Consider the following 23574-nt stretch of genomic DNA (forward strand, 5'->3'; position numbering starts at 1 on the left):
GTAGTCGACCTTCTATTCATTTGGTTTCGGGCTGTGTATAACGGCTGCTTAAGGGGCGCCGTAGGCGTCCCATTTGAAGCACTTGTTAGAGGTTTTCTGGTACAACAGGGAATACGTTGATGGCTTCCCAGTCCCTTTTGGCCGATGAGATAGATATTCTATTCTCTGAATTAAGGGCTTCTTGAGGTATGAGCAACCTGACTCCATCTATCTCAATGGAGAAATCTGCACCTGCCCACTCTGGAAAGTCAATTTTATATTCTGAGAATGATATTGTTGAATCCTCAATTTCGAATAAAGGATTGATTATTATTTCTCTGCGCGCAGACCTGATTTTAAGTTTCCCATCCGGTAAAGGTAATAAACCTGGTAGGTCATCCGAGAAGCCTTGTAAGTTAGACACGATTCTCTCATATATCTCTCTTGCTAGAGCTAAAAAATACTCACCCTTGCCAAGGTCACCTTTCACATACATAACTATTAATGTGTAAAAGTCATCCAATACTCGTTTGGATAATGTCATGGAATACATTGTACTTTTGAATACATATTTAACACAAAGCTTATTATGATCAAAATCTATCCCATTAGGGTTGTGGACCATAGCATTTCGAATGACTTTGGCTATTCGATATAGACCAGAGAATATTATCTCGTAGTCATTCGTTTTTGGAAGACTCTGATATTTCTGCCTGAACGATTTTCCTTCGCTTTCTGGATTAACCGTATCTGCAAAAACATCGAGCATTGAAAATGTGATTATAAATTTTAAGTTTTCATTTTTATTTAAATGGTTGTTCTGAGAAAAGTTACAGGCAAAAGCCATATGTATCTCTCGGTCTTTTTCTTCCTTCAGAATGACGTGATTAATGTCCGGATAATTGATTTTAAAATCCGTTTTATCAAGAAAATTTAAGGTTTCTTGGATGTATGGAACCATTTTGATAAGAACTCCTAACGCCCGCAGCATGCGCGGCTTTGTAATGAAGGCGCAGCCGCAATGAAAAAGCCGTCGCTGTGCCTGCGATTGTTAGGGCGGTGTATGTATCTTAAGACCACGGATCAAGTTTTTCTGTTTTTCTGGTATCTGAAAACGGTGAATTCCGACTTCACGCCCCTTGGCTGGAAAAAATCATGGCTAACATACGCCCATCATCAACACCATAGTCAGCTACTGCCGCACCCGCGAAAATCGCCTGGTCACTGACACGTTCAAAGATATGGAACTGTGGTTCGATAACTCGTTTACGCCACTGCAAGTGACCTGAAATAGTTACGGAATCCAAGCGGAACGGGGCATGTCCTTCCAATCTCAGATAAACCTCGTCATTTGACAGGTCAAGCGTATGAGTATGCGGCCAAGCGGGCCCAGTCATATAACCCTCCGCTTCATTGTACATATTGTACGGAAAGGTCTTAAGCACATTACTGGCGGGACTTTGCGTACATAAGAGCCCTGTAGATCGCATCAATACTTCATTCAAGTAATCAAGCATCGTCGAATACTGCTGATGCTTCTTTCCCTCAGGCGAGAACAGCGGCGTTTCGTCTCCGAACGAGAAAGACTCTGGCCCGGTAGTAGAAATAAAATAGCTCTGCCACTCAGCCCAATATAACAAGCTACTTTGAAAGTGAGCCAAAAATTCGCCGGGTGTTCCAACTCCAGGAAAGTCTGGGAAATTTTCTGCTATTGGACGATCCCAAGGCAGCATGCTGTATAGATCTACTTCGTGTCTCTTTGCCTTGGCCTGAGCCCCATCGGTGTATCCAGAAGTTGAAAAAATAGCTTTGTGAGTAACTCTAGGCATGTCAGCCAACTTCAGAATGAGCTGCTCTACCGCAACTACGTCCAGGGGCTTACCCTCGTGTTTTACCTCAGAGGCTTTAAAAGCAGACACTTCACCGTTTGAGTCAGTGACGGTGACCGTCACATCGACATCACGCTCTTTGCCGGCAGCTTCATCCAAGACCATGTTCCCGATCGTGACATCGACAGCTTTTGGGTCGTGCCTTAAGCAGCAAAGGCCAACCAAGTACTGAACCATCATTGGTGTGAGCATGTGCATAAGCCCTAACAGTGATTACATAGTCGGCCGCATAACCCTAATGAACGTGCCGGCGCGTTCATTGAGGTTATCTAGCCTCTCTAATCAAATCTACCTTATTGATTCTATTACTAGCAAAGCAAATTTTGGCTAATTATCCAAAATTCGCGTGCTGGCAAGATTTGCCATTCTCAATAATACTGTATATAAATACAAATAAAATATTCATGCAAAAGGATGCCTCCATGAAGTTAATGGATAGGGTCCTGGCTACCTTGCGGATAAAACGTTATAGCGCTCGCACTGAGAACAAAGCTCGCCTTAACAGCGGTGAGGCGGCTCCCGTTTGATTGGCGCGATAGAAGGTTTCCCAGCACGTTGTGTTATCGCTGTTCAATGTCAATGCTCCCAAGTCGCAACATGCCTTGATAATGAGTATTGATGTCCCATTAGTTAAATTAACTCGTAGCAACGCTAACCACTCTTTTGTACTTCCCTCCACCGTCCTAAACTCGTCTAGTAAATTGCTTATCGAAGGGCCAATGGTATCCACCAGAGATGGCGCAGAGCGTGTCTTTTGGATGTTCGTTATTCCCACTGAACCTGATTCAGGCGATATGTTTGGTCATAAATACGCTATTCGGGTCTTCTACATAATCTTCGAGAGGTGGGCATGGTTTGAAGTCAAACGAGGCGTATAGCTTCCTTGCTGGCTCGAAATAATCCATCGAACCGGTTTCCAGACTCAGTTGAACATATCCGTTCTTTTTTGCCTCATCGACGATGTGTGAAAGCAACCGGGACGCAACGCCCTGCCCCAGGTAGCTTTTTGCCGTGCGCATGGATTTGATCTCTCCATGCTCTCGAGACAGGCGTTTTAGCGCGCCGATGCCTGCCAGCTGCGAGCCGTCCCATACCGCCCAGAAGGTAATGTTGGAGCCGCGCAACCCTTCAAGGTCGAGCGCATGGCGACTCTCGGCGGGTGCCGTGGGGGCCATTGATGCAAGGTGCTCGCTTATCAAGCTGATCACTTCGGGACTATTTAAATCATCAATGCGTATATCCAAAGCGACTCCTTGGTTTAATGGGGCCATATAATGATTGATACGACGAGCTTGTCGATTGGAGTGAACCGCCTGGCAAGTTCATTGACGTGATACTCTCCTCAAATAAATCTACCCCATCGATTATCAAAGAGACAAAGCAAATTTGACGGCAGTTTCATGGCATCTACAGCGTCGCTTCAATACATCAAGGCGTTCAAGGCTAAACGAGCCATTTTATAGATGCGTGCCAAATGAACGCGCCGTTGAACACTCAATGCTCAACGGCGCGTTTGATAATGGACAGACGCAACGTCCTCTCATTAATAATGGCATGCTTTAAGACGGGAGGCTGCGCAGCTGGATGCGTGTCAGCGTTTGCTGCCGGTAAAGCGATCAGGCGACAGATTCGCCGCGTATTGCGGAAGCTCATTGCCATCGACCATATCGGCAATCAGTTGCCCGGTATGAGCCGACAGCGTCAAGCCCAGGTGACCGTGTCCGTAGGCCAGGTAGAGGCCTTGATGCTCGGCTAATTCACCGATGGCGGGCAAACCATCCGGCGTCGAGTGACGCACTCCAAACCAGCTCTCCCCCAGGGTAACCGGCTGGCCGAAGAGCTCGCCTCCCCACTGGCGCAATTGCTCCCAGCGTCGCTCGTCGGGCAACGCGTTAGCGGTCTTGAACTCGGTGGTGCCGGCCATTCGCACGCCTCCCTCCATGGGCGTAGCGTAGAAGTGGTGCGCCAGCCAGCCCACCGGACGTGTCAGGGCGACCGGTGTTTCCAGACGAATGTGGTAACCACGCTCGCTGACCACGGGCAGTTTTATATTCAGCGCTTTTAACAGCCGATTATTGACCATCCCCGCGCACAGCACGACCTGATCGACTTGGACCTGCTCGACATGAGCCTTACCGCTGCCGGCATCAGCGCTGTCGATATCAGGGTAGTTGACCGATAGCTGCCACCCACCATCACGCTGGGCGCTTAGCTGAGTCACCTCTGCGCGATGAAAGTGAAGCCCTTGGCTCACCAAACACTGATAGAGAGTCCGGGTCACCGCCAATGGGTTTTTAAGGTGGCGGGTAGCGGGAAAATAAAGCGCGCCTTCCAGCCCCTTGGCGGCCAATTCAGGCTCCAGCTCGCGGACTTCCTCGGCGGTTAATGCCCGGCAGTCAAGACCATCGCGGCGCTTATTGGCAGCGGCTTGCTCGATCCCCTGCGCCGCACTGGCATCGTTGCGTACAATTTGTAGACACCCGCTGTCGGCAAACAGCGTCGGCGCATCCAGCGTATCGAGAAGTGCATGCTGGGCAGTCACGCTATTTTTGATCAGCGACAGCAAATCTGCCTTGTTGCGAGCAAAGCGTGTTGGGGTCGCCGCGCTTAAAAAGCGCCGCCCAAAGCCCATCAGTGGCAATGCATAGCGCGGGTCGATCGAGAGCGAAGCGTCCGCACGCGTCAGCTCACGAGGAAGGCTACGCAGGGTCGCCATGCTGGCCAATGGATCCGTGACGTAGTTGGCAATCATGCCGGCATTGCCAAAAGAGGCTCCTTCTCCGGGCGCTCTCGGGTCATACAGGTGCACCTGGTGGCCGCGCTCAATCAGAGAAGCGCATACAGATAGTCCCACGCTGCCCGCTCCAATTACAGCGATGTTTGTCATTTCAAAATTCCTTATACGCTCCTGAGCGTTGATCGTTCAGGGGCGTGAGTCAGCGTGACGCGCGATTAGTTATCGCGGTAAAAGCGCCAAGCGGAAATCCCGACACCGATGGCAGCGATTACGCAAATCAGGCTTGCGGCATACAAGGCGAAGGCATAAAAGGTCATGGCAATATTCCTTATTGGGTGGGTGTCGAGGCATCAGGCCGGATCTGGCTAGCCGCCGAGTCGATAGGCGGTTGGCGGAAAAAGCGATACACCAGTGTGAACACGACCACGTTGCTAATGACCCCAGCGATGAGCGCAGTCAAGCCCGTCATGCCCTGCATATCCAGCGGCCCCCACTTCCATAAGGTGGTGATCAAGGCGCCCCCCAACATGGCGGCAATTGCCGAGCGTGCGCAGCGCAAATTGAGCAGCACTGCGAAAACGAAAGGCAACAGGATCGTCGGCGCCCACAGGGAGTAACTCAGTAGCAGCGCATCGACGATGGACGTTGCGTAAAGCGCAAAGATCACCGCCCCGACACCGATCACCAGGTTCACGAGCCGCTCAATCCATAGGCGACGTTTTTCGCTTACCTCAGGCTCAATAAATGGCTTGTAGATGTCGCTGACGAAAATGACCGCCGCAGAGTTCAGGTAGGAGTCGGCCGTGGACATGACCACTGCAAGAAGCGACGCCAACACTAGGCCGGTCAGCCCCACAGGCAGAGCATCACGTATCAGTGCGGGCATAGCCTGATCCGGTGATATGTTCGGGTAAAGCACCAGTGCAACCAAGCCGATCGTGGCGCTCACAAAGTAGAACAAAAAGCCAAAGCCGCCCGCCAAGGAGTAACCAATTTTGGCATGACGCGAGTCCGGTGCTGACAGGGCGCGCTGGGTATATGGGGGGACCAGCGTTTCACCCAACAGGAAGGCGACAAAAATGCTGATGAACATGCCGATCGAATAGTCCCCCATGAGACTAAAGTGTGCCTCGGGGAGACGCTCTACCAATGCCGCCGGCCCCCCCAGGTCGTGAACTCCGATCAACATGGTGAGAGGTAAAAAAATCGCCAGCATCAAAAACTGCACCACATCGGTCTGGATGACGGCCCACATTCCTCCCAGGGTGGAGTATATAAGCACTACCGCCATGCCGATGAGAATACCCGTGGACACTTCGATGCCAAGGATCATGTGAAACACGGTCCCCACCGCCAGCGCTTGTGCGCCCAAAATGCCGACACAAAAGATCAGTGAAAAAATGCCGGTAAACAAGCGAGCGCTAGCACCAAAGTGATAGGCCATGATGTCCCCGACCGTTTGAGCGCCTATATAGCGCTTCAAACGTGGCGCGATGAAGAGCCCAGCGAGCACGGTTGCAATCGGGAAGGCTGAGGCCGCAAACATGAAGACATAGCCTTCTTCGAAGGTTTTGCCCGCTCGCCCCATGGAGGCGCCCCCGCCCAGAAAGGAAGCGGCAAGGGTAGCGAATAATATCGGCCAGATAATCTTGTTGCCCGCGACCGCGAAATCAGAACTGTTGGAGACTTTTTTCGCACTGCGGTAGCCAATCACGATAAGAATAGCGAAATACAGGAGTAGACCGAGCAGATCGACCAGGTTCATGAGATCACCTTCGTTGTTTCTTTTATGATGAGTCTTTCAGCATCCTTTCACTGTGATATAAATACAATTAAAAGATGACTATGAACTCATAAACAAAATCTTGAGCCAACGATGATGAAACTGCGCTATAGCTTTCGCCAGTTGCAGATCTTTCAGGAAGTAGCCCGCACCGCCAGTCTCTCCAAAGCCGCACGCCGCCTAGATTTGACTCAGCCTGCTGTGAGCACGGCTATCGCTAACCTTGAGCAGGAGGCAGGATTTTTACTTTTTCGACGCAACCACTACGGAACCGAGCTGACCCCTGAGGCCAAACATCTGGCCGAGGGCGTGGATAAGGTGCTGTCCTCGGTCAGGCATTTAGAAGAGCTTTCGGATCTCATTGGCCAAGGGCACTCCGGCAAACTCACCATCGGCTGCATGCCCGGCCTCTCGCCAACCGTGATACCCCGGACAACCTCGGCTTATCTGGCAGAACACGAAGCTAGCCGGCTGTCGCTGCAAACCTTCAGTACACCCAAAATTGCCGAGTGGGTATCCGAAGGACAGTTTGATCTTGGGGTCATTGAGGCAGAGAGTGATCTTCCGGAATTGAGCATGACCCGGTACCAACTCAGAATGCATTTAGCGGTGCCTACCTCGAGCGAACTCGCCTCTTTTGCCGAGCTTTCTCCCGAGCAACTTTACGGTCAAAACCTGATTACGCTCGATGAGAATCATCAAAGTACCGCCAAGCTTAAACACGTACTCCTTCAAGCCAACGTCCCCTTTCGCCGTGGCCTTGAGGTCCATCTCTTCTCTTCCGCGATTGCGTTAGTCAATGAAGAGCTGGGCGTCGCGCTGGTGGATCCCGTTACCGCTCACGGGTTTCTTAAACGCCGGGATTGCCAAGTCACCATGGTGCCATTTGCGCCCCATATCGACTTGGATATTGCGGTCGTAACGTCACGCTTTCACGCCTTGTCACGTCAGTGCCAAGGGTTTTTGCCTTACTTACACGCGAACCTCACCGCTTGGCAAACGCTTGCACAGTCAGCCTCTCCCTGGAACACAGTGACTCCCTGAACCGCTGAGGCACAGGACCGTAAGGTAAATGGTAGATGCGCTTCAACGTTAGCCAGCCCCCGGCTTATTGATTGTTTGCCTCGTTCACGCCCCTTGCATCCTCCCTGATCGCCCCCTAGACTCCCCCAGACAACTGCTTGACGGGGTGCCGGTGAATCCGGCTGAGATGGCGCAGGGCGAGCTTCAAGCTTCCAAGCGCTGGTCCCGCTGAACCTGATCCGGCTAATGCGCTTATTTGAAAAGCGCGGGTACCGGCGTAGGGATCAAGCGATGGCGCCGGCAATCTCTGTGCATTTCACGCCACACTTCCGCGCCATTTTCTCGATCTTCTCGCCTACCCTTCGGATCTCTACCACCGGAGGATGTATGGGCTACTGCTTCACCGACCTTACCACCGCGTGCCAAAACGACTGGCGCGCTTATATCGAGCACGATTTCGTCCGCCAATTGGGCAACGCCACGCTCCCTGAAGAATCCTTTCGCCACTACCTGAAGCAGGACTACCTGTTTCTGATTCACTTTGCCCGTGCCTACGCGCTGGCGGCCTACAAGAGTCCAACCCTTGCCGACCTGCGCCAGGCTCATGAGGGCATGAAAGCGATCGTGGAGGTGGAGCTTGGGCTGCATATCGGCTTTTGCCGCGAATGGGGCATCTCGGAGGAGGAACTGGCGAAGCTTCCCGAGGCGCGGGCAACGATGGCCTACACCCGCTACGTACTGGATACCGGCAGCCGCGGCGACCTTCTGGACCTTCACGTGGCGCTGGCCCCGTGCCTGGTGGGTTACGGCGAAATTGCCAACTGGCTGAACGCCCAGAGCACTACCGTGCGCGGCGGCGATAACGCGTATGACGCCTGGATCGCCATGTACGAAGGCGAGGAGTTTCAGGCGGCGATGCGCGCGGAGCTTGAGTGGCTGAATACGCGCTTGGCCGATGTCACCCCGGCGCGCTTTGAAGCGCTTACGAAGATATTTCGCGACGCCACGCGCCTGGAAATTGATTTCTGGCAGATGGGTCTGGATTTGGCCGATTGATACGCCTTTATAAAAACCATAACGAGAGAGTCTGATCATGAGCCGCACTCAACACTTCCTGGCTGAAACCGCCCAGGTCGACGCCGCCGCTATCGCCCCGCTGCCCGCTTCGAACAAGGTGTACATCGAAGGCTCGCGCCCGGATATCCGCGTGCCGTTTCGCGAAATCACCCTGTCGCCGACCACCACCAGCGGCGCGGATGAGCAAAACCCGCCGCTGCTGGTCTACGACACCTCCGGCCCCTACACCGACCCCGCTGCGCAGATCGATCTGCGCCAGGGGATTCCTGAGCTGCGCCGGGCGTGGATCGAGGAGCGCGGCGATACCGAATTTCTCGAGGGTTTAACCTCAGAGTACGGCAAGCGCCGCGCCAACGACCCCATGCTTGCCCAGCTGCGGTTTGATCTCAAGCGCACGCCACGCCGGGCGGAAGCAGGCAAGAACGTGACCCAGCTCCACTATGCCCGCCAAGGGATCGTCACCCCGGAGATGGAGTTTATCGCCATTCGTGAGAATCAGCGCCGCCAGGCGCTTGGAACGGCGGAAGTTGAGCGCATTCTAGGCCACCAGCACCGTGGCCAGAACTTTGGCGCCAGCATACCCGAGGAGATCACCCCCGAATTCGTGCGCGACGAAGTGGCCCGCGGCCGGGCGATCATCCCCAACAATATCAACCACCCGGAAAGCGAGCCGATGATCATCGGGCGCAACTTCCTGGTGAAGATCAACGGCAACCTGGGCAACTCGGCGGTAACCTCTTCTATTGAGGAGGAAGTCGACAAGATGACCTGGGGCATCCGCTGGGGCGCGGATACCATCATGGATCTCTCCACCGGGCAGAACATTCACGAAACCCGCGAGTGGATACTGCGCAACTCGCCGGTGCCCATCGGCACGGTGCCGATCTATCAGGCGCTGGAGAAGGTCAACGGCGTGGCGGAAAACCTCACCTGGGAGGTATTTCGCGACACGCTGATCGAGCAGGCGGAACAGGGCGTGGATTACTTCACCATTCACGCCGGTGTGCTTTTACGCTACGTGCCGCTGACTGCGAATCGGGTTACCGGCATCGTCAGCCGCGGCGGCTCCATCATGGCGAAGTGGTGCCTGTACCACCATCAGGAGAGCTTCCTGTATACCCACTTCGAGGAGATCTGCGAGATCTGCAAGCAGTACGATGTGGCGTTTTCCCTCGGCGACGGCCTGCGCCCGGGCTCGATTGCCGATGCCAACGACGAAGCCCAGATGGCCGAACTAAAAACCCTGGGGGAGCTAACCCATATCGCCTGGAAGCACGATGTGCAGGTGATGATCGAAGGTCCGGGCCACGTGCCCATGCACCTGGTGAAGGAGAACATGGACAAGCAGCTCGAGTACTGCGATGAGGCGCCCTTCTACACCCTCGGGCCGCTGGTCACGGACATCGCGCCGGGCTATGACCATATTACCTCCGGTATAGGCGCTGCCATGATCGGCTGGTTCGGCTGCGCGATGCTCTGCTACGTCACTCCCAAGGAGCACCTGGGCCTGCCCAACAAGGAGGATGTGAAGACGGGCATCATCACCTACAAGATTGCCGCCCACGCGGCGGATCTTGCCAAGGGGCACCCGGCGTCGCAGCGCCGCGACAACGCGCTCTCGAAAGCGCGCTTCGAGTTCCGCTGGGAAGACCAGTTCAACCTGGGATTGGACCCGGACACGGCGCGGGAGTACCACGACGAAACGCTGCCGAAGGATTCAGCGAAGGTGGCGCACTTCTGCTCCATGTGCGGGCCGAAGTTCTGCTCGATGAAGATCAGCCAGGAGGTGCGCGATACCTATAAGGATCGCGATTCGCTTCTTGATGCTCAGCAAGGCATGGAAGAGCAGGCGGAGAAGTTTCGCCAGACAGGCAGCGAGCTTTACCAAGAGGTATAGAGCGTGACGGCGATTTTGCTAATGGACGGGCTCACTCTCCTTTTATGAACAATGGAGTAGTTTCGTCCAAATTATTTGACCAATTTGTGACCGCATGCAACGTTACCAGCGGGTGACGTATCTTTTGCAGAATCAAATCGTTGTAACGATGTGCCCAGGCAAAGAATACGTCGCAGCACGCTAGCAGCCGAACTGCTGAAAAGCATGGCCTTATAACGCTAACAAGAGCTTTCAGCCTTACGTGAACAGGAAAAAAACAATGAGTACCCCACAAATCGGTCGTCTCACGACCTCGCCTCAGCAGGCGGCCTCACGGCCGGTGCTGAGGCAATTGCTTATGACGACCACCCTGGCGCTTGGCGTATCGAGCACCGGTGCGATGGCGCAGACGATCGGCAATCCGGACGCTGCCCGCCACCTGGAGCCGCTGCCGGACTGGCAGTTCACGACCGATGACGTCGATCCCGCCGACGATACAGCGACGGCGACAGGCGATGGCTGGACGCAGGTCAACCTACCCCATACGTGGAACGCGCAGGATGGCAGCGAGGGCGGCGATAATTATTATCGCGGCGACGGCTTCTACCAGACCACGTTCGAGGTCACCGATGATCTGGGCGACCGGCGCGTGTTCGTGCAGGTCGGCGCGGCGAATGAGATCGCCGAGGTCTTCGTCAACGGCACGAGTGTGGGAACCCATGCCGGCGGCTACAGCGCATTCCGGTTCGATGTGACCGATGATCTGGTGCCGGGCGAAAACCGTATCGTGATCCAGGTGAACAACGCCCCACACCGGCTCGCCCCGATCGATGCGGATTTCACGTTTTTCGGTGGGCTCTACCGCGACGTGGCCCTGGTCGAGGTCGCACCGGTCCATGTCGATCTAACCGATTCCGGCGGCCCGGGCGTCTATCTGACGACCCAGGACATCAGCCCGGAGGAGGCTACTGTCGAGGCTCGGATCAAACTGGCCAACGACGGTGCGGATGACGCCACCGTTACCCTGCGTACCCAGGCGCGCGACGATACGGGCACGGTTGTCGCAGAGAGTGAGACCTCCGTCACGCTGGCCGCGGCGCAAAAGCAGGAGCAGGTGCTTGATCTCAAGATCGATCAGCCGCGGCTGTGGCAGGGACGGGCGGATCCTTATCTCTACAGCGTCGTCACCACGGTGACCGACGCCGAAGGAAACGTACTGGACGAGGTGACGGAACCGCTCGGCATCCGAGAGATCAGGATTGACCCGCAGGAAGGCTTCCTGCTGAACGGTGAATCGGTGCCCTTGCGCGGCGTCAGCTATCATCAGGACGTCGAAGACGGCGGATTTGCCGCAACCGAGGAGCAGAAGCGCCGCGATTTCGACATCATGGACGAACTCGGTGCCAATGCCGTCCGCCTGGCGCATTACCAGCACAGCCGCAGCGTCTATGATTTGGCTGACGAATTCGGGATGGTGACCTGGGCGGAGGTTCCGGTGATCAGCGAGGTCGACCTGACCGACGCCTATGCCGAGAACGCCCGGCAGCAGATGCAGGAGCTTGTGCGCCAGAACTACAACCATCCCTCGATCGCGGTCTGGGGTATCTGGAACGAGGTCTCGCTGCAAAGCGACAGTGACGTCTCCTCCTTGCTGACCGAGCTAAACGCGCTGGCCAAGTCCGAAGACCCGTCGCGGCCGACGACCGCCGCCGTTCTGGGGCGTCTTGGCCCCGATGAGGCGGTAATGAACGTCACGGATACCGTCGGCCAAAATCTCTATTTCGGCTGGTATTACGGCAATCCGACCGGCGATCTGGGTGCCTGGCTGGATGAGCTGCATGCGGCTGCGCCCGATCTCCCCATCGGGGTCAGCGAGTACGGCGCGGGTGCCGGCCCTTCGATCCAGTCCGAGACGCCGTTCCAGCAGGACCACACCGAAACCTATCAGGCCAACTACCACGAAGAAGCCTACCTCCAGATGAAGGAGCGGCCCTGGCTCTGGTCCACGTTCGTCTGGGCGATGTTCGATTTCGCCTCCGACGGCCGCGACGAAGGCGAAGCTCCCGGCATCAACGATAAGGGCCTCGTGACGCGCGACCGCGAGACACGCAAGGATGCCTTCTACTGGTATCAGGCCAACTGGAGCGAGGATCCGGTCCTTCATCTCACCGGCAAGCGACTCATCGAACGTCAGCGCGGCAATACCACGGTCAAGGTCTATTCGAATCTGCCGCAGGCCGAGCTTTTCCTGAACGGTGAGTCGATGGGTGTCGTCGAAACCCCTGACAGCCGCCGTCTGACCTGGGACCTCGAGCTGGCCTCTGGCACCAACAGCGTCGAGGTGGTCGCCGAGGTCGATGGTGACACCATGACGGATACGGCAGAGTGGGAACTGGTCACCAACGACGACACGCTGCTGACATCGGGCGTCATCGCCGTCGATGGTATTCAGGACCGCGTACTGAACCTGCCTTACGACACTGTCGTCGACGACATGCAGACCCTGTTCGATCTACCTTTCGGGGCGCACTTCGATTTCGGCGATCGCGCGGGTGACGCGCCGCTGTCCGTCGACGATACCTTTGACGTGGTGGCACAGAATGGGGACCGGCGCACCTACACCATCGACGAAGGCGCGCTCTCCGTCGCGCGACGCGTTCAGGCCAACCGCGAAGGCGTTGGTCGCGGCCTGCCGGACGGCCCGGCGACCTTTGCCGTGGATGGTAAAGCGGACTTCGTGACTGACATGTCGGAAGGCGGTTACTGGCACACCCGCGACGTCCTGCCAATACCCGCCTGGATCAAGGTCGACCTTGGGTCCGAGTACTATGTGGATACCGTCGAGACGAGCTGGTTTGATCCGTCCTCCTCGGTTGAAGGCACGGGGTTGCTGACGTACAAAATCGATACTGCCCCGCAGGAAGAGCGCAGCTTCGCGGTCTTTAACGAAACCTACGAGCCGGTCATCGATACACGCGACACAACGGAAACCGGAAAGACGGAGGACGACATTGACCGGGTTGCGCGCTACGTCCGTGTCACTATCCAAAGCTCCGATTACTACATGATGCGCGGTGGAGAACCGTTCCAGAACAAGGGGCTGACAGAACTGTCCGTTCTTGGCGGGCTGATCCACTCCGACGAGGTGGAGATCGACTATCGCGCCAAAACGATTCAAGCGGGGTCCCGGTCCGTCGAGGAAGTCGCGGCGCAGCTTGAGACCGTGAGTGACGACGACCAGGTCACCGTCGAGGACGGTGCCATCGTGGTCACCGCGGCGGATGGCCTGCGGCGTGAAAGATACGACGTGATCTCGAACTAAGGCCTGAGGCGCCGGATAGGTGCGGCCCTTGCCCTGCCGGGCAAGGGCCGTTTTCGTCAGGTACGGTTTGCCTGTGCCATCAGGCGATGAAAAAGAGAGTCGCTGTGTAGCGCCAGGCGCTACACCAAACGCCCCCGATCGTTAGCGCGGTCGGGGGCGTTTTTTTAATGGCGCATGCCCCTCCCGTACGTTAGGCGGGTTATGCTTTTAAACCGCTACTCCCATGAGCCAATGTGTACACGCCAGTGGATTCGATATGATTAAAAAAACATCGCTGCTTGCCTCTCTCGCGCTGCTGGCTGGCGGCGCCAGCCTCGATGCTCAGGCCGCCGAGACCGATTTGCTCGGCTATATTCCGGCCAACGCCCCCTACTTCATGGCCACGCGGGAAACGCTGGACCAGCAGGAGGTGTTCGCGTTTTATCAGCGCACGATGCTGCTGGGCGACGGGCTCGAGCGGGATCTGGAGGCGCTTCGCGAGCAGAGGCGAAATGAACCCAACGAGCAGGCGCAGGCCTTTTTGTCGCTTGTGATCGCACTCGGCGAAGAGTTCGAGGACATTGACACGCTGGAGGACGTTCACGCCCGCGGTATCAACGTGTCGCCGAACGTCGCGCTTTACGGGCTGGGCATTCTGCCGGTGATGCGCTTCGAGCTGGAAGACGACGCGGCGTTTCGCGACACCTTCGAGCGAGTGGTCGAGCGGGCGGGGCTTACGCCGCGCATCGGCCGCGTCGAGGGCACCGACTACTGGCGGATCACACCGGAAGACGACGTCGAACTCATCCTCGCCATCGTCGACGGCCAGGCGCTGGTTTCCTTGATACCAGGTGATGCCAGCGACGAGCTGCTCGCTCAGATACTCGGCAAGCGCCTGCCGGATGAAAGCATGGAGGAGTCCGGCGAGATTGCCGAGATCGAACGCCGCTACGGCTTCACGCCGCTGGGTACGGGGCAAATCCGTACCGCGCGGGTGTTGAGTGAACTCGGCTCGCCCCGCCATCCCGCGACGCGCGCACTACTCGACGCCCTCGGTGAAGAGCCGCTGGACCTTACCGCCTGCCAGACCGATATCGACCGCTTGACCGGGCGCTTTCCCGGCCTGACGGTGGGCTCGCGCGCGTACGATTTACGAGGCCGCTCGGAGGTCAACCTGATCGTGCAAACCGATGAGGAGGTCGTGCGTGACCTTCGCCGGTTGGTGACGCCGGTGCCAGGGCTCGGCCAGCGGGATGGATTGGCAAGCTTTGGGCTGGGGCTCGACCTATCGGTGCTTTTGGAGCTCGTGGACACCTACGCGCGCCAAATTCGCGAGGCGCCGTTTAGCTGTGACGACCTCCAGCAGCTCAACACCCTGTGGGACGAGACCAGCGCGCTGACCAGTGACCCGATGGCGATGATGATTGCCCCGGCGCTTTCCGGGCTCAATGCGCGTATCGACCGGCTCTACCTTGCCAAGGGCGGCCCCATGGCCACGGGGCTTTTGACCCTGGCGTCATCGAATCCCATGACGCTATTGGAAAACGCCGCCGCCTTTTTGCCCGAACTCAGCGAGCTATCGCTCATGCCTGACGGCGAACCCCGGCGACTCAAGAGCCGCCAATTGCCTGCGCAGGTATCGACCCTTTACGCGGCGATGTCGGAATCGGCGCTGGCCCTGGGCGTTGGCCTCGATGACCCGTCAACGCTGACAAACGGACTACAGGCGCCGGTCGCCGATGACGACCTGCTGCTGAATATCTTCGCGACCGGTGATCTTTACACGGCTTTGGCGGATCTGCTGATCAAATCGCCGCAGGAGGACGTCTCGGAAGAGGACATCGCTCAGCTCAAACACTACGGGGAGATATACGACAGCCTGGAAGTGCGGGTATCGGTCGGTGATGAAGGGCTTGAAACGAGCTTTGCCATGGATATGGCCGATTGAGTGGGTTTGAAACGCCCGGTTCGTGAACGCTTGGTGTAGAAAGCAAAACAGGGGCCCGAGGGCCCCTGTTTAATATCCTGACGAATGTCGTTACTTCTTCTTGGCGGCGTCTTTCAGCTCACCTTTACCTTTTTGCGCTTCGCCCTTGGCCTGCTGAGCGTGACCCTTGGCTTCGGTCTTGTCGCTGCCGGTGACTTTACCCACGGCTTCCTTCACTTTGCCAGCGGCCTTGTTAGCGGCACCTTTCGCTTTGTCTTCGTTTGAATTTGACATGATGATTACCTCTAATCCGTTAGTAGGAAATACGCTGCATGCGAGGAAGACGTCGTTGTCTATCAGCAGTGCAGGTATTTCTTAGAGTAGACGGTGCGAAAAAAGTTGCCTCAATTTCTTTTTGGCAGCGCCGTGGCCGTCCATGCATTGAGCAATGAGTGAAGGCAGGCCATGACCATCAGCGTCACCGCGAGGGCTACGAACATGGAGGAGAACCGATAAAGGGCACTGTAAACAAGGTCCTGGCTTGGCCCGAGCGACTGACCGAACAAAATGCCCAGCGTCGTCATCCCGCCAAACCCGACGCCAGAGCCACCGGCCTCGCGCACGTGTTCGCGGGCGAACAGCATCAACCCCAACCAGTAGATCACGATCACCAGCAAAAAGTGGTGGCTCTGGGAGTAAAGCAAAAGCTGGATCAACAGCGCCATGTTGCAGCCCAAGAGCGTACCGATGATCCGTCTGATCGAGGAGACCTGGGCCCCGGCGTAGCCCATGGCAAACAGCACCAACACCGTCGCCATCTGCGCGGAGAGCGAATCGCGCAGATCGAAGGTTTGAAATACGACGAACGATAGCGTCGCGGTAATGCCGCCCAGCAGGGTTTCGTGGCGAATCTGCGCGGCGGTTTTCTCCACGCGTGGCGGCGGCTGGCGCGGCGAGACGTCGGGAAAGAGCGTGTGCATGAGCATGGCGATGATCACCGCCAGCACGCTCGCTAAAAGGTTCGCCCCCAAAAGCTCGCTCAAATCCACGCCTGGATAGCTTGCAAAGTGCAGCAGAACGCTGAGCGTGACCACGCCGTTGGCCCCGTACAGAAACAGCGGCCCCTTCGCCATCAGGTTGAAGCGAAACAAGAAGATACCCAGCACCACCAGCGTCATCACCACCGGCATGTGCTGCAAAAGGCCGATGATCAGGCTGACCTCGACCACGTTGAAAGCGGCGTTGCCTAGAAACTGGCGAATGATCCCGGCATTGAGCAGCGGCACCATGCCGAGTAGAAACATCGGAAACACGGTAAAGAAGACGCCATAGTTCCAGCCCATCAGCTTGCTGATCACAAAGCCAATCGTGGCCCCACCGGCGACGCGAAGGCACTGACGCAGGCCGTTTTCATCGAGGATCGCCGCTCGGGCGCCTTTCGCCGGCGGGCTTTCACCGCGTTTTCTACGCCAGGGCGTGATCGACCAGACGCGCCAGCGGCTCGTGCGGCTCTGGCCGGTCGATGCGCCTTCCGGAGAGGTCTCCAGATCGCTCGTGCCGGTGGGCTCGGTCGGCTCAGTAGACATAGTGCAGCCAGCTGATCAGGTGTACCTGCAGCCAGGCGAACGGGTGCGCCAGCGTATGCTCGCCGGGCAGAAGCTGAACGCTTGCACGAGCACCGCTCGGCGGCATCTCTTCCAGCGGCGCGTCGAGTGCCACGTGCAGGCGCAGGCGCTGGGCATCGCGCACCCAGCGATCAGATGTGGGAATATCCGCAAGCTGACCGTTGGCGCTGACCTGGCCCTCACGCACGCCGGCATCCAGCGCCGTGACGTGGCCTGCGAAAATATGGCCGGGCAGCGCGTCCAGTACGACCTTCGCTTCGTCACCCACGCGCACGTGGCGCAGGCTCTTTTCGCGAAAGTCCGCCACGATGTCCACGCCGCCTCCGACCAGTGCCAGCACCGGCTGGCCCGCCTGAACGTAGTCGCCGGCCTGAAGCTGCAGATTGGTAACTTGCCCCGCCTCCAGAGCGCGCACCTCGGTGCGCTCCAGGTTCAACTGAGCGTTGGCCAGCGCGTTGCGGGCCTGGCGCAGCCGCAGGTTGGCATCCCCCTCCTCGCCGAGCTGCGCTTCCAGGCTCGTAATCTTCGCCTGGGCGGCGCGCACGTCGGCATTGGCGGTGTTCGCCGCCGAGACCCGCTGCTCGTACTGCTGGCGCGAAATGCTCTGGCGCCCCACCAGCGACTGCGCACGCTCGCGTTCGCTGTTGAGCTCGCTGGCGTTTGCCTGGGCTGCGCTTAGCGAGGCCCGCGCCGCGGCCAGGTCGGCCTGCAGCCGGTCGTTCTCCTGGGCAGCCTGCTCGACGTTGAGCTGCGCTTTCTCCACCGCGATCTCGTAGGGCGCGGCGTCGAGGCGAAACAGTACGTCGCCCTTGTCGACGTGCTGATGATCGCGCACGACGACCTCGACCACCGGCGCGCTCAGCTCCGGGGCAATACGCGTGACCGGGCGCATGATGCGCGCCTGCGGGGTCAGCGGCATGAAGCTGTCGGCCACCAGAAAATAGACGAACAAAAGGGCAAAGGCAGCCAGGGCTACCCTTACCCATCGGGTAAAGCGCTGATCGGGAGACATCGGGATTCACTCGTCAAAAAACCCCGGCGTGGACGGGGTCTGTTCAAATAATACCTTAGCCTACACCATAATTAGCGTGCTAACAATGTGCTCGACTGTTCGTTCGCCCATTAAAAAGCCCCACGCGAAGGTGGGACTTGCCGCTTTGGCGCTTTTTCATCGCACCGATTAAAAACGGTAGCGAAGCCCCAGGCTCAGGGCGTCAAAATCGTACTCCGACGGGCTCAAGTACCGCATCAGGTCGGCGCTCAGCGCGAAGGTATCGTTGATGTCGACCTCGGCCCCGCCCCCAAACGAGATACCGTCTTCGCGGCCGCTGCCAAAGCCGTCCGCCATTGGCGGGGCCTGAGCATTGCCCCCCATCAACGAACTTTCGAAAGGCCGAGAATCACGATTCCGCCGACCACGACGGCGCCACCCAATAGCTGCACCGGCCCGAGCGTTTGCCCCAGTACGAAATAGCCAAATACCAGTGACGCCACGGGCTCGATGTTCATGACCGGGGCGTTGCGCGCCATATCCAAGCGAGGTACGCAGATCAAGAGCGTCGAGAACCCCGCGCCGTACAAAAGCGCCAGCAGCGAAAGCCCGACCCAGCCCTGGCTGTTTTCCGGCAAGCTCATGCCGCCGGGCACCACCCCAAGCGCCGCGCCAATGATCATTGCCACAAACACCGTCTGCATGGTCAGCAGGCTTCGAAGCGTACTGCCCACACCCGCCAAGCGATGCTCGGTGATCCAAAGCGCGCTCGAAAACACGAAGGCCGAAAGAAGCCCCAGGGCGATGCCCAGCGCCCACTCGCTGCCGAGCGTTTCGGCCTGGATCAGCCAGGCAGGGATATCCAGTACGACCAGAAGCCCGAGCAAAATGGTGCCCATGATCACGCACTGCCTGAGCGAGGGGCGCGCCCCGCCCAGCGCCCAGGTGAGCAGCGCCAGCTGAATGGGGAAGGTGTTGGCGAGCAGCAGCGCGATCACCACGGGAAGCCTGGCGACCGCGGAGTAGAGCGCGAGACTTTGAATGGTGATCAAGCACCCCACCGCAAGCTGCCAGGGCCAGGCGGCCCTGGGTAGCCACAGCCGTTTTCGCTTGACTGCCACCAGCGTCAGCAAAATGGTGCAGGCCACGCCCGAGCGCGTGAGGATTGCCAGTAACAGCCCGGTGCCGTTATCGAAGGCGAGCCGCGCAGAGACGTGATTGGCCGCGAACGCGCAGGCCACCGTAACCAGCAGCGCCAGGGCCAGCTTGCGCGGCAACGGGGAAGAGAGCGAAGACATAGCGAAGAGTCGCCTCAGGGTCAGTAATCGGGAGATGAAACTCGCCATGTTACAGGGTTAGCCGCGGCGCAACAGCGCAGAATCACAGCGAACCGGCATGATCGAGTAAGCGGGCCTGCAGATCGCGCTCGGGTGATGTCATCCAGTGGCGCAGGTGCGGCACTGGTCAGCGAGACTCGAGTAGGCCTGTGTACCCAAAGAAAAACGCCCAAAGGTGAAACCCCTGGGCGTTTTTTAGTGCAGGTGATGATCGCGTGACCTAGGCCAGCGGTACCACTGCCTCGAGTACCATTACCAGGCTCATGGCGGTGATCGTCAGAATCGAGACCCCGAAGACCTGCTTGGCCCAGCGAACGTCATCGGTCAGGCGATAGCCGCGAAGCGCGAGGTAGAGCCAGTAGCAGCCCATCACCAGCGCCACGCAGAGATAGCCAAGGCCCGCTTGACTTGCCAATCCCAGTGCCAACGAGGCGGGAATGAACGCCACGATGTAGCCCAGGATGTGGTGCTTGGCGGTTTTGATGCCGCGCACCACCGGCAATACCGGAATCGATGCCCGCTGATAGTCCGCGTAGCGAAAGATCGCGATGGCGTAGGAGTGCGGCATCTGCCACAGGCAGAAAATCACCAAAAGCGCGATCGCGCCGCTGTCGAACGTGCCGGTCACCGCGCAGTACCCCACGACCGGCGGCATCGCGCCGGAAAGGCTGCCTACCAGCGTGCCGTACTCGGAGTGGCGCTTCATGTAGAGGCTATAAATGCCCACATAAACGCCCCAGCCGATCACGGCCAGCGCCACGGTCAACCCGTTGGTGCCCAGCGCCAAACACACCACACCGCAAACGCCCAGAAGCGCCGAGAGCCCCAGCGCCTGGGTGATCGACACGCTGCCGCGAACCAGCGGGCGATGGCGCGTGCGCGCCATCAAAGCGTCGATATCCCGGTCGATTACATTGTTGCAAGCACAGGCCGACCCAATGATCAGCGCGATGCCAAGCAGCACGGCGGCGAAGGTCACCAGATCGAACTGCCCCTGAGCGGCCAGGAAGTAGCCCCCGATGGCGGCAATCAGATTGCCGCCGATGATACCGGGTTTGGTCAGTTCCAGCAGATCCTGCCGCCGGCTAGGCATCGTGGTTAGCCGATCATCATGTTGATGTGCAGATGATGCATGATCCACAGGGAGCCTCCTACCACGAGGGCGAGAATAGAGACAGTGAACACGAAGGACATCATGCCCCACCCTTCGTCCGACTTGGTGTTCAGGTGCATGAACATGACCAGCTGAACGAGCATCTGCATCACGGCCGTGATCACGATGATCCAGACCGTCACCGGCGTGCTGAACAGCCCCATCATGACCGCCCCGAAGGGAATGATCGTCAGTACCAGCGACAGGATCAGACCCAGTACGTAGGACTTGGTAGAGCCGTGATCGGCCGACGGTTGGCTAGAAGAAGAACTCATCTCAAAGCACTCCCATCAGGTAGACGAAGGAGAAGACGCAGATCCAGACGATGTCCAAAAAGTGCCAGAACAGGCTCAAGCACAGAATGCGCGGACGCGTCGCAGGATTGATGCCCTTGGTCTGAAGCTGAACCAGCATCACCAGAATCCAGATCATGCCGAAAGTCACGTGCAGGCCGTGAGTGCCGACCAGCGTGAAGAACGCCGACAAGAACGCGCTGCGATCCGGACCGTAGCCTTCATGAATCAGGTGATGGAATTCGTAGAGCTCCATGCCCAAAAACATCAGGCCCAGTACGAACGTGACGATCAGCCACATCTTCACCTGGCCGACACGGTTGGCGTTCATTGCCAGAACGCCCATGCCGAAGGTGAAACTACTGATCAAAAGCGCAAAGGTGCCGAACAGGATCAGCGGCAGCTCGAAGATATCGGCGCCGCTCGGCCCGCCCGCCGTGCCCTTCATGAGCACGGCGTAGGTGGCGAACAACGTGCCGAAGATCACCAGGTCACTCATCAGGTAGACCCAGAAGCCGAATACTTTCGTACCCGCTACGTCATGATGATCATGATCGTGGTGTTCATCGGCATGGGCGCCATGGTGCATTGTATCTGTCGCCATTACGAATGTGCCTCCAAACGCTTGAGGTGCGCCTGCTCGATCCGTTCGACTTCGGCGGCCGGCACGTAGTAGTCAATGTCGTCGTTGAAAACGCGCGCGAGGAAGCTCACCAGCGTACCCACGGCGCCGACGATCGCCAGCCACCAGATGTGCCAGATCATCGCAAAACCAAAGATCATGGCGAAGACACTGATGATCGGGCCAGCCCAGGTGTTCTTCGGCATGTGGATGTCCTGGTAGTCCTTCTCTTCAGCCTGCTCGATGCCACGCTGCTTTTGCGTCCAGAAGCTGTCGATATCACCGACCACTGGCTCGTGCGCGAAGTTGTAGAACGGGGGCGGTGAAGAGGTGGACCACTCGAGCGTACGACCATCCCACGGGTCGCCGGTCACATCCTGGTTCTGCTTGCGGTCACGAATACTGACGTAGAACTGAATGATGGTACACGCGATACCACAGGCGATCAGCACCGAACCGACCCAAGCCACGATCATCCAGGGCTGCCATTCGGCGTTCGGGTAGGACTGCATGCGGCGCGCCGCACCGTAGAAGCTCAGCACGTAAAGCGGCATGAACGCGGTGTAGAAACCGGTGATCCAGAACCAGAAGGAGCGTTTGCCCCACTTCTCGCTCAGCGTGAAGCCGAAGGCTTTCGGGAACCAGTAGGTCAGACCCGCCAGCATGCCGAATACAACGCCGCCGATGATCACGTTATGGAAGTGCGCGATAACGAACAGGCTGTTGTGCAGCACGAAGTTCGCCGCCGGCAGCGCCAGCATGACACCGGTCATACCACCCAGAGTAAAGGTGATGATGAAGCCCAGCGTCCACAGCACCGGCGAAGTCAGCTCCAGACGACCGCGGAAGATGGTGAAGATCCAGTTGAAGACCTTAACCCCGGTCGGAATGGCGATGATCATCGTCATGATGCCGAAGAAGGCGTTAACGTTGGCCCCTGCCCCCATGGTGAAGAAGTGGTGCAACCAAACGATGAACGACAGCACGGTGATCGCAACCGTTGCCCAAACCATGGTGTGATAGCCAAACAGACGCTTACGCGCAAAGGTCGCGATGACTTCAGAAAAGACACCGAACGCCGGCAGAATCAGGATGTAAACTTCCGGGTGACCCCATGCCCAAATCAAGTTGACGTACATCATCACGTTGCCGCCAAGCTCGTTGGTAAAGAAGTTCATACCAAAGTAGCGGTCGAGCGTCAGTAGCGCGATGGTCGCGGTCAGAATCGGGAACGAAGCGATGATCAACACGTTGGCGCACAGGGCAGTCCAGGTGAAGATCGGCATGCGGAACAGCGTCATGCCTTTGGTACGCATCTTCAGGATGGTGACGAAGAAGTTGATACCGGTCAGCGTCGTACCGATACCGGATATCTGTAGTGCCCATATCCAGTAATCCACGCCGACCCCGGGACTGTACTCTATTCCCGATAGTGGCGCGTAGGCCAACCAACCGGTCTTGGCGAACTCGCCCAGTACCAGTGAAACGTTGATCAAAACCGCCGACACGGCGAACAGCCAGAAGCTCAGGTTGTTCAAGAACGGGAAGGCAACGTCGCGCGCGCCAATCTGTAGCGGTACGACCAGGTTGATCAAACCGATGACCATCGGCATCGCCACGAAGAAGATCATGATCACGCCGTGGGCGGTGAAGATCTGGTCGTAGTGATCCGGCGGCAAAAAGCCCATCGAGCCGCCAGCGGCCAGCGCCTGCTGACTACGCATCATGATGGCGTCGGCGAAGCCGCGCAGCAGCATGACCAGGGCCACGATGAAGTACATGATACCGAGTTTTTTGTGGTCTACCGAAGTGAACCACTCATTCCAGAGCCAGCCCCACTTACGAAAGTAAGTCAGTGCGCCTAACAGCGCGATGGCTCCCACAATCATTCCCAAACCCACGACCACAATAATAGGATCGTGTAAGGGGATTGCTTCTAAGCTTAATTTACCGAACACGGC

19 protein-coding genes and 1 riboswitch are annotated in these 23574 nt (G+C 57.6%); of the genes, 5 read left to right on the plus strand and 14 right to left on the minus strand.

The window, feature by feature from the left end; translation table 11 throughout:
* Window positions 1–85 precede the first annotated feature (85 nt).
* The 5 genes from RN346_RS12425 to RN346_RS12445 form a co-directional block, all read right to left on the minus strand.
* Entirely contained in the window at window positions 86–940 is an 855-nt protein-coding gene (locus RN346_RS12425) for a hypothetical protein (RefSeq protein WP_311961276.1), read from the minus strand.
* A 169-nt stretch (window positions 941–1109) separates the two neighbouring features.
* The gene (locus RN346_RS12430; protein ID WP_311961277.1) at window positions 1110–1973 is read right to left on the minus strand and encodes a restriction endonuclease; all 864 of its coding nucleotides are present in this window, start codon (window positions 1971–1973) and stop codon (window positions 1110–1112) included.
* A 680-nt stretch (window positions 1974–2653) separates the two neighbouring features.
* A complete protein-coding gene (locus tag RN346_RS12435) occupies window positions 2654–3112 on the minus strand; it encodes a GNAT family N-acetyltransferase (RefSeq protein WP_311958419.1) in 459 nt (152 codons plus the stop codon).
* Between the two features lie 347 nt (window positions 3113–3459).
* The gene (locus tag RN346_RS12440; RefSeq protein WP_311958420.1) at window positions 3460–4755 is read right to left on the minus strand and encodes an FAD-dependent oxidoreductase; all 1296 of its coding nucleotides are present in this window, start codon (window positions 4753–4755) and stop codon (window positions 3460–3462) included.
* A gap of 178 nt (window positions 4756–4933) precedes the next feature.
* Entirely contained in the window at window positions 4934–6370 is a 1437-nt protein-coding gene (locus RN346_RS12445) for a sodium:solute symporter family protein (protein WP_311958421.1), read from the minus strand.
* A gap of 111 nt (window positions 6371–6481) precedes the next feature.
* Between RN346_RS12445 and RN346_RS12450 the strand changes: the two genes are divergently transcribed.
* From RN346_RS12450 to RN346_RS12470, 5 genes are all read left to right on the plus strand, one after another.
* The gene (locus tag RN346_RS12450; RefSeq protein ID WP_311958422.1) at window positions 6482–7432 is read left to right on the plus strand and encodes a LysR family transcriptional regulator; all 951 of its coding nucleotides are present in this window, start codon (window positions 6482–6484) and stop codon (window positions 7430–7432) included.
* A gap of 131 nt (window positions 7433–7563) precedes the next feature.
* A riboswitch (TPP riboswitch) is annotated at window positions 7564–7712 on the plus strand.
* 86 nt (window positions 7713–7798) lie between these two features.
* Entirely contained in the window at window positions 7799–8467 is a 669-nt protein-coding gene (tenA, locus tag RN346_RS12455) for a thiaminase II (RefSeq protein ID WP_311961278.1), read from the plus strand.
* A 37-nt stretch (window positions 8468–8504) separates the two neighbouring features.
* On the plus strand, window positions 8505–10385 hold the full coding sequence (thiC, locus tag RN346_RS12460; protein ID WP_311961279.1) for a phosphomethylpyrimidine synthase ThiC: 1881 nt from the start codon (window positions 8505–8507) through the stop codon (window positions 10383–10385).
* A 259-nt stretch (window positions 10386–10644) separates the two neighbouring features.
* Complete coding sequence (locus tag RN346_RS12465) at window positions 10645–13686, plus strand: glycoside hydrolase family 2 TIM barrel-domain containing protein (protein WP_311961280.1); 3042 nt, start codon at window positions 10645–10647, stop codon at window positions 13684–13686.
* 256 nt (window positions 13687–13942) lie between these two features.
* Window positions 13943–15613: a hypothetical protein gene (locus RN346_RS12470; protein WP_311961281.1), complete on the plus strand. Its 1671-nt coding sequence runs from the start codon at window positions 13943–13945 to the stop codon at window positions 15611–15613.
* Window positions 15614–15703: 90 nt separating this feature from the next.
* Here the strand turns inward: RN346_RS12470 and RN346_RS12475 are convergent, their stop codons facing one another.
* The 9 genes from RN346_RS12475 to cyoB all read right to left on the minus strand — a co-directional run bounded on the left by RN346_RS12475 (window position 15704) and on the right by cyoB (window position 23571).
* Window positions 15704–15886, minus strand: a complete 183-nt coding sequence (locus RN346_RS12475) for a CsbD family protein (RefSeq protein ID WP_263586502.1) — start codon at window positions 15884–15886, stop codon at window positions 15704–15706.
* A 110-nt stretch (window positions 15887–15996) separates the two neighbouring features.
* A complete protein-coding gene (locus RN346_RS12480; RefSeq protein ID WP_263586501.1) occupies window positions 15997–17178 on the minus strand; it encodes a DUF2955 domain-containing protein in 1182 nt (393 codons plus the stop codon).
* Window positions 17168–18229 carry an HlyD family secretion protein gene (locus tag RN346_RS12485; protein ID WP_311961282.1) on the minus strand — a complete coding sequence of 354 codons (1062 nt, stop codon included), beginning with the start codon at window positions 18227–18229 and terminating at the stop codon, window positions 17168–17170. The genes RN346_RS12480 and RN346_RS12485 overlap by 11 nt, the downstream gene beginning before the upstream one ends.
* Window positions 18230–18397: 168 nt before the next feature.
* Window positions 18398–18592: a hypothetical protein gene (locus tag RN346_RS12490; RefSeq protein WP_311961283.1), complete on the minus strand. Its 195-nt coding sequence runs from the start codon at window positions 18590–18592 to the stop codon at window positions 18398–18400.
* Window positions 18592–19506 (minus strand): DMT family transporter, encoded by a 915-nt coding sequence (locus RN346_RS12495; protein WP_311961284.1) that lies wholly within the window; start codon window positions 19504–19506, stop codon window positions 18592–18594. The genes RN346_RS12490 and RN346_RS12495 overlap by 1 nt, the downstream gene beginning before the upstream one ends.
* A 259-nt stretch (window positions 19507–19765) precedes the next feature.
* Window positions 19766–20686, minus strand: a complete 921-nt coding sequence (gene cyoE / locus RN346_RS12500) for a heme o synthase (RefSeq protein ID WP_263586498.1) — start codon at window positions 20684–20686, stop codon at window positions 19766–19768.
* Window positions 20644–20973 carry a cytochrome o ubiquinol oxidase subunit IV gene (gene cyoD / locus RN346_RS12505; RefSeq protein WP_252106560.1) on the minus strand — a complete coding sequence of 110 codons (330 nt, stop codon included), beginning with the start codon at window positions 20971–20973 and terminating at the stop codon, window positions 20644–20646. Before cyoD ends, cyoE begins: the two co-directional genes overlap by 43 nt.
* 1 nt (window position 20974) lies before the next feature.
* Window positions 20975–21595: a cytochrome o ubiquinol oxidase subunit III gene (cyoC, locus tag RN346_RS12510; RefSeq protein ID WP_263586497.1), complete on the minus strand. Its 621-nt coding sequence runs from the start codon at window positions 21593–21595 to the stop codon at window positions 20975–20977.
* Window positions 21595–23571, minus strand: coding sequence for a cytochrome o ubiquinol oxidase subunit I (gene cyoB / locus RN346_RS12515; protein WP_263586496.1), 1977 nt, complete (start codon window positions 23569–23571; stop codon window positions 21595–21597). Before cyoB ends, cyoC begins: the two co-directional genes overlap by 1 nt.
* Between the last annotated feature and the right edge of the window lie 3 nt (window positions 23572–23574).

Source organism: Halomonas sp. PAMB 3232 (assembly GCF_031954225.1).
Lineage (GTDB): Bacteria > Pseudomonadota > Gammaproteobacteria > Pseudomonadales > Halomonadaceae > Vreelandella.

Bases quoted from the DNA above. Each gene is read 5' to 3' on its own strand.
- RN346_RS12425 (WP_311961276.1), bottom strand. From the start codon at position 940: ATGGTTCCATACATCCAAGAAACCTTAAATTTTCTTGATAAAACGGAT.
- RN346_RS12430 (WP_311961277.1), bottom strand. From the start codon at position 1,973: ATGGTCTTGGATGAAGCTGCCGGCAAAGAGCGTGATGTCGATGTGACG.
- RN346_RS12440 (WP_311958420.1), bottom strand. From the start codon at position 4,755: ATGACAAACATCGCTGTAATTGGAGCGGGCAGCGTGGGACTATCTGTA.
- RN346_RS12445 (WP_311958421.1), bottom strand. From the start codon at position 6,370: ATGAACCTGGTCGATCTGCTCGGTCTACTCCTGTATTTCGCTATTCTT.
- RN346_RS12450 (WP_311958422.1), top strand. From the start codon at position 6,482: ATGATGAAACTGCGCTATAGCTTTCGCCAGTTGCAGATCTTTCAGGAA.
- tenA (WP_311961278.1), top strand. From the start codon at position 7,799: ATGGGCTACTGCTTCACCGACCTTACCACCGCGTGCCAAAACGACTGG.
- thiC (WP_311961279.1), top strand. From the start codon at position 8,505: ATGAGCCGCACTCAACACTTCCTGGCTGAAACCGCCCAGGTCGACGCC.
- RN346_RS12465 (WP_311961280.1), top strand. From the start codon at position 10,645: ATGAGTACCCCACAAATCGGTCGTCTCACGACCTCGCCTCAGCAGGCG.
- RN346_RS12470 (WP_311961281.1), top strand. From the start codon at position 13,943: ATGATTAAAAAAACATCGCTGCTTGCCTCTCTCGCGCTGCTGGCTGGC.
- RN346_RS12475 (WP_263586502.1), bottom strand. From the start codon at position 15,886: ATGTCAAATTCAAACGAAGACAAAGCGAAAGGTGCCGCTAACAAGGCC.
- RN346_RS12480 (WP_263586501.1), bottom strand. From the start codon at position 17,178: ATGTCTACTGAGCCGACCGAGCCCACCGGCACGAGCGATCTGGAGACC.
- RN346_RS12485 (WP_311961282.1), bottom strand. From the start codon at position 18,229: ATGTCTCCCGATCAGCGCTTTACCCGATGGGTAAGGGTAGCCCTGGCT.
- RN346_RS12490 (WP_311961283.1), bottom strand. From the start codon at position 18,592: ATGGGGGGCAATGCTCAGGCCCCGCCAATGGCGGACGGCTTTGGCAGC.
- RN346_RS12495 (WP_311961284.1), bottom strand. From the start codon at position 19,506: ATGTCTTCGCTCTCTTCCCCGTTGCCGCGCAAGCTGGCCCTGGCGCTG.
- cyoD (WP_252106560.1), bottom strand. From the start codon at position 20,973: ATGAGTTCTTCTTCTAGCCAACCGTCGGCCGATCACGGCTCTACCAAG.
- cyoC (WP_263586497.1), bottom strand. From the start codon at position 21,595: ATGGCGACAGATACAATGCACCATGGCGCCCATGCCGATGAACACCAC.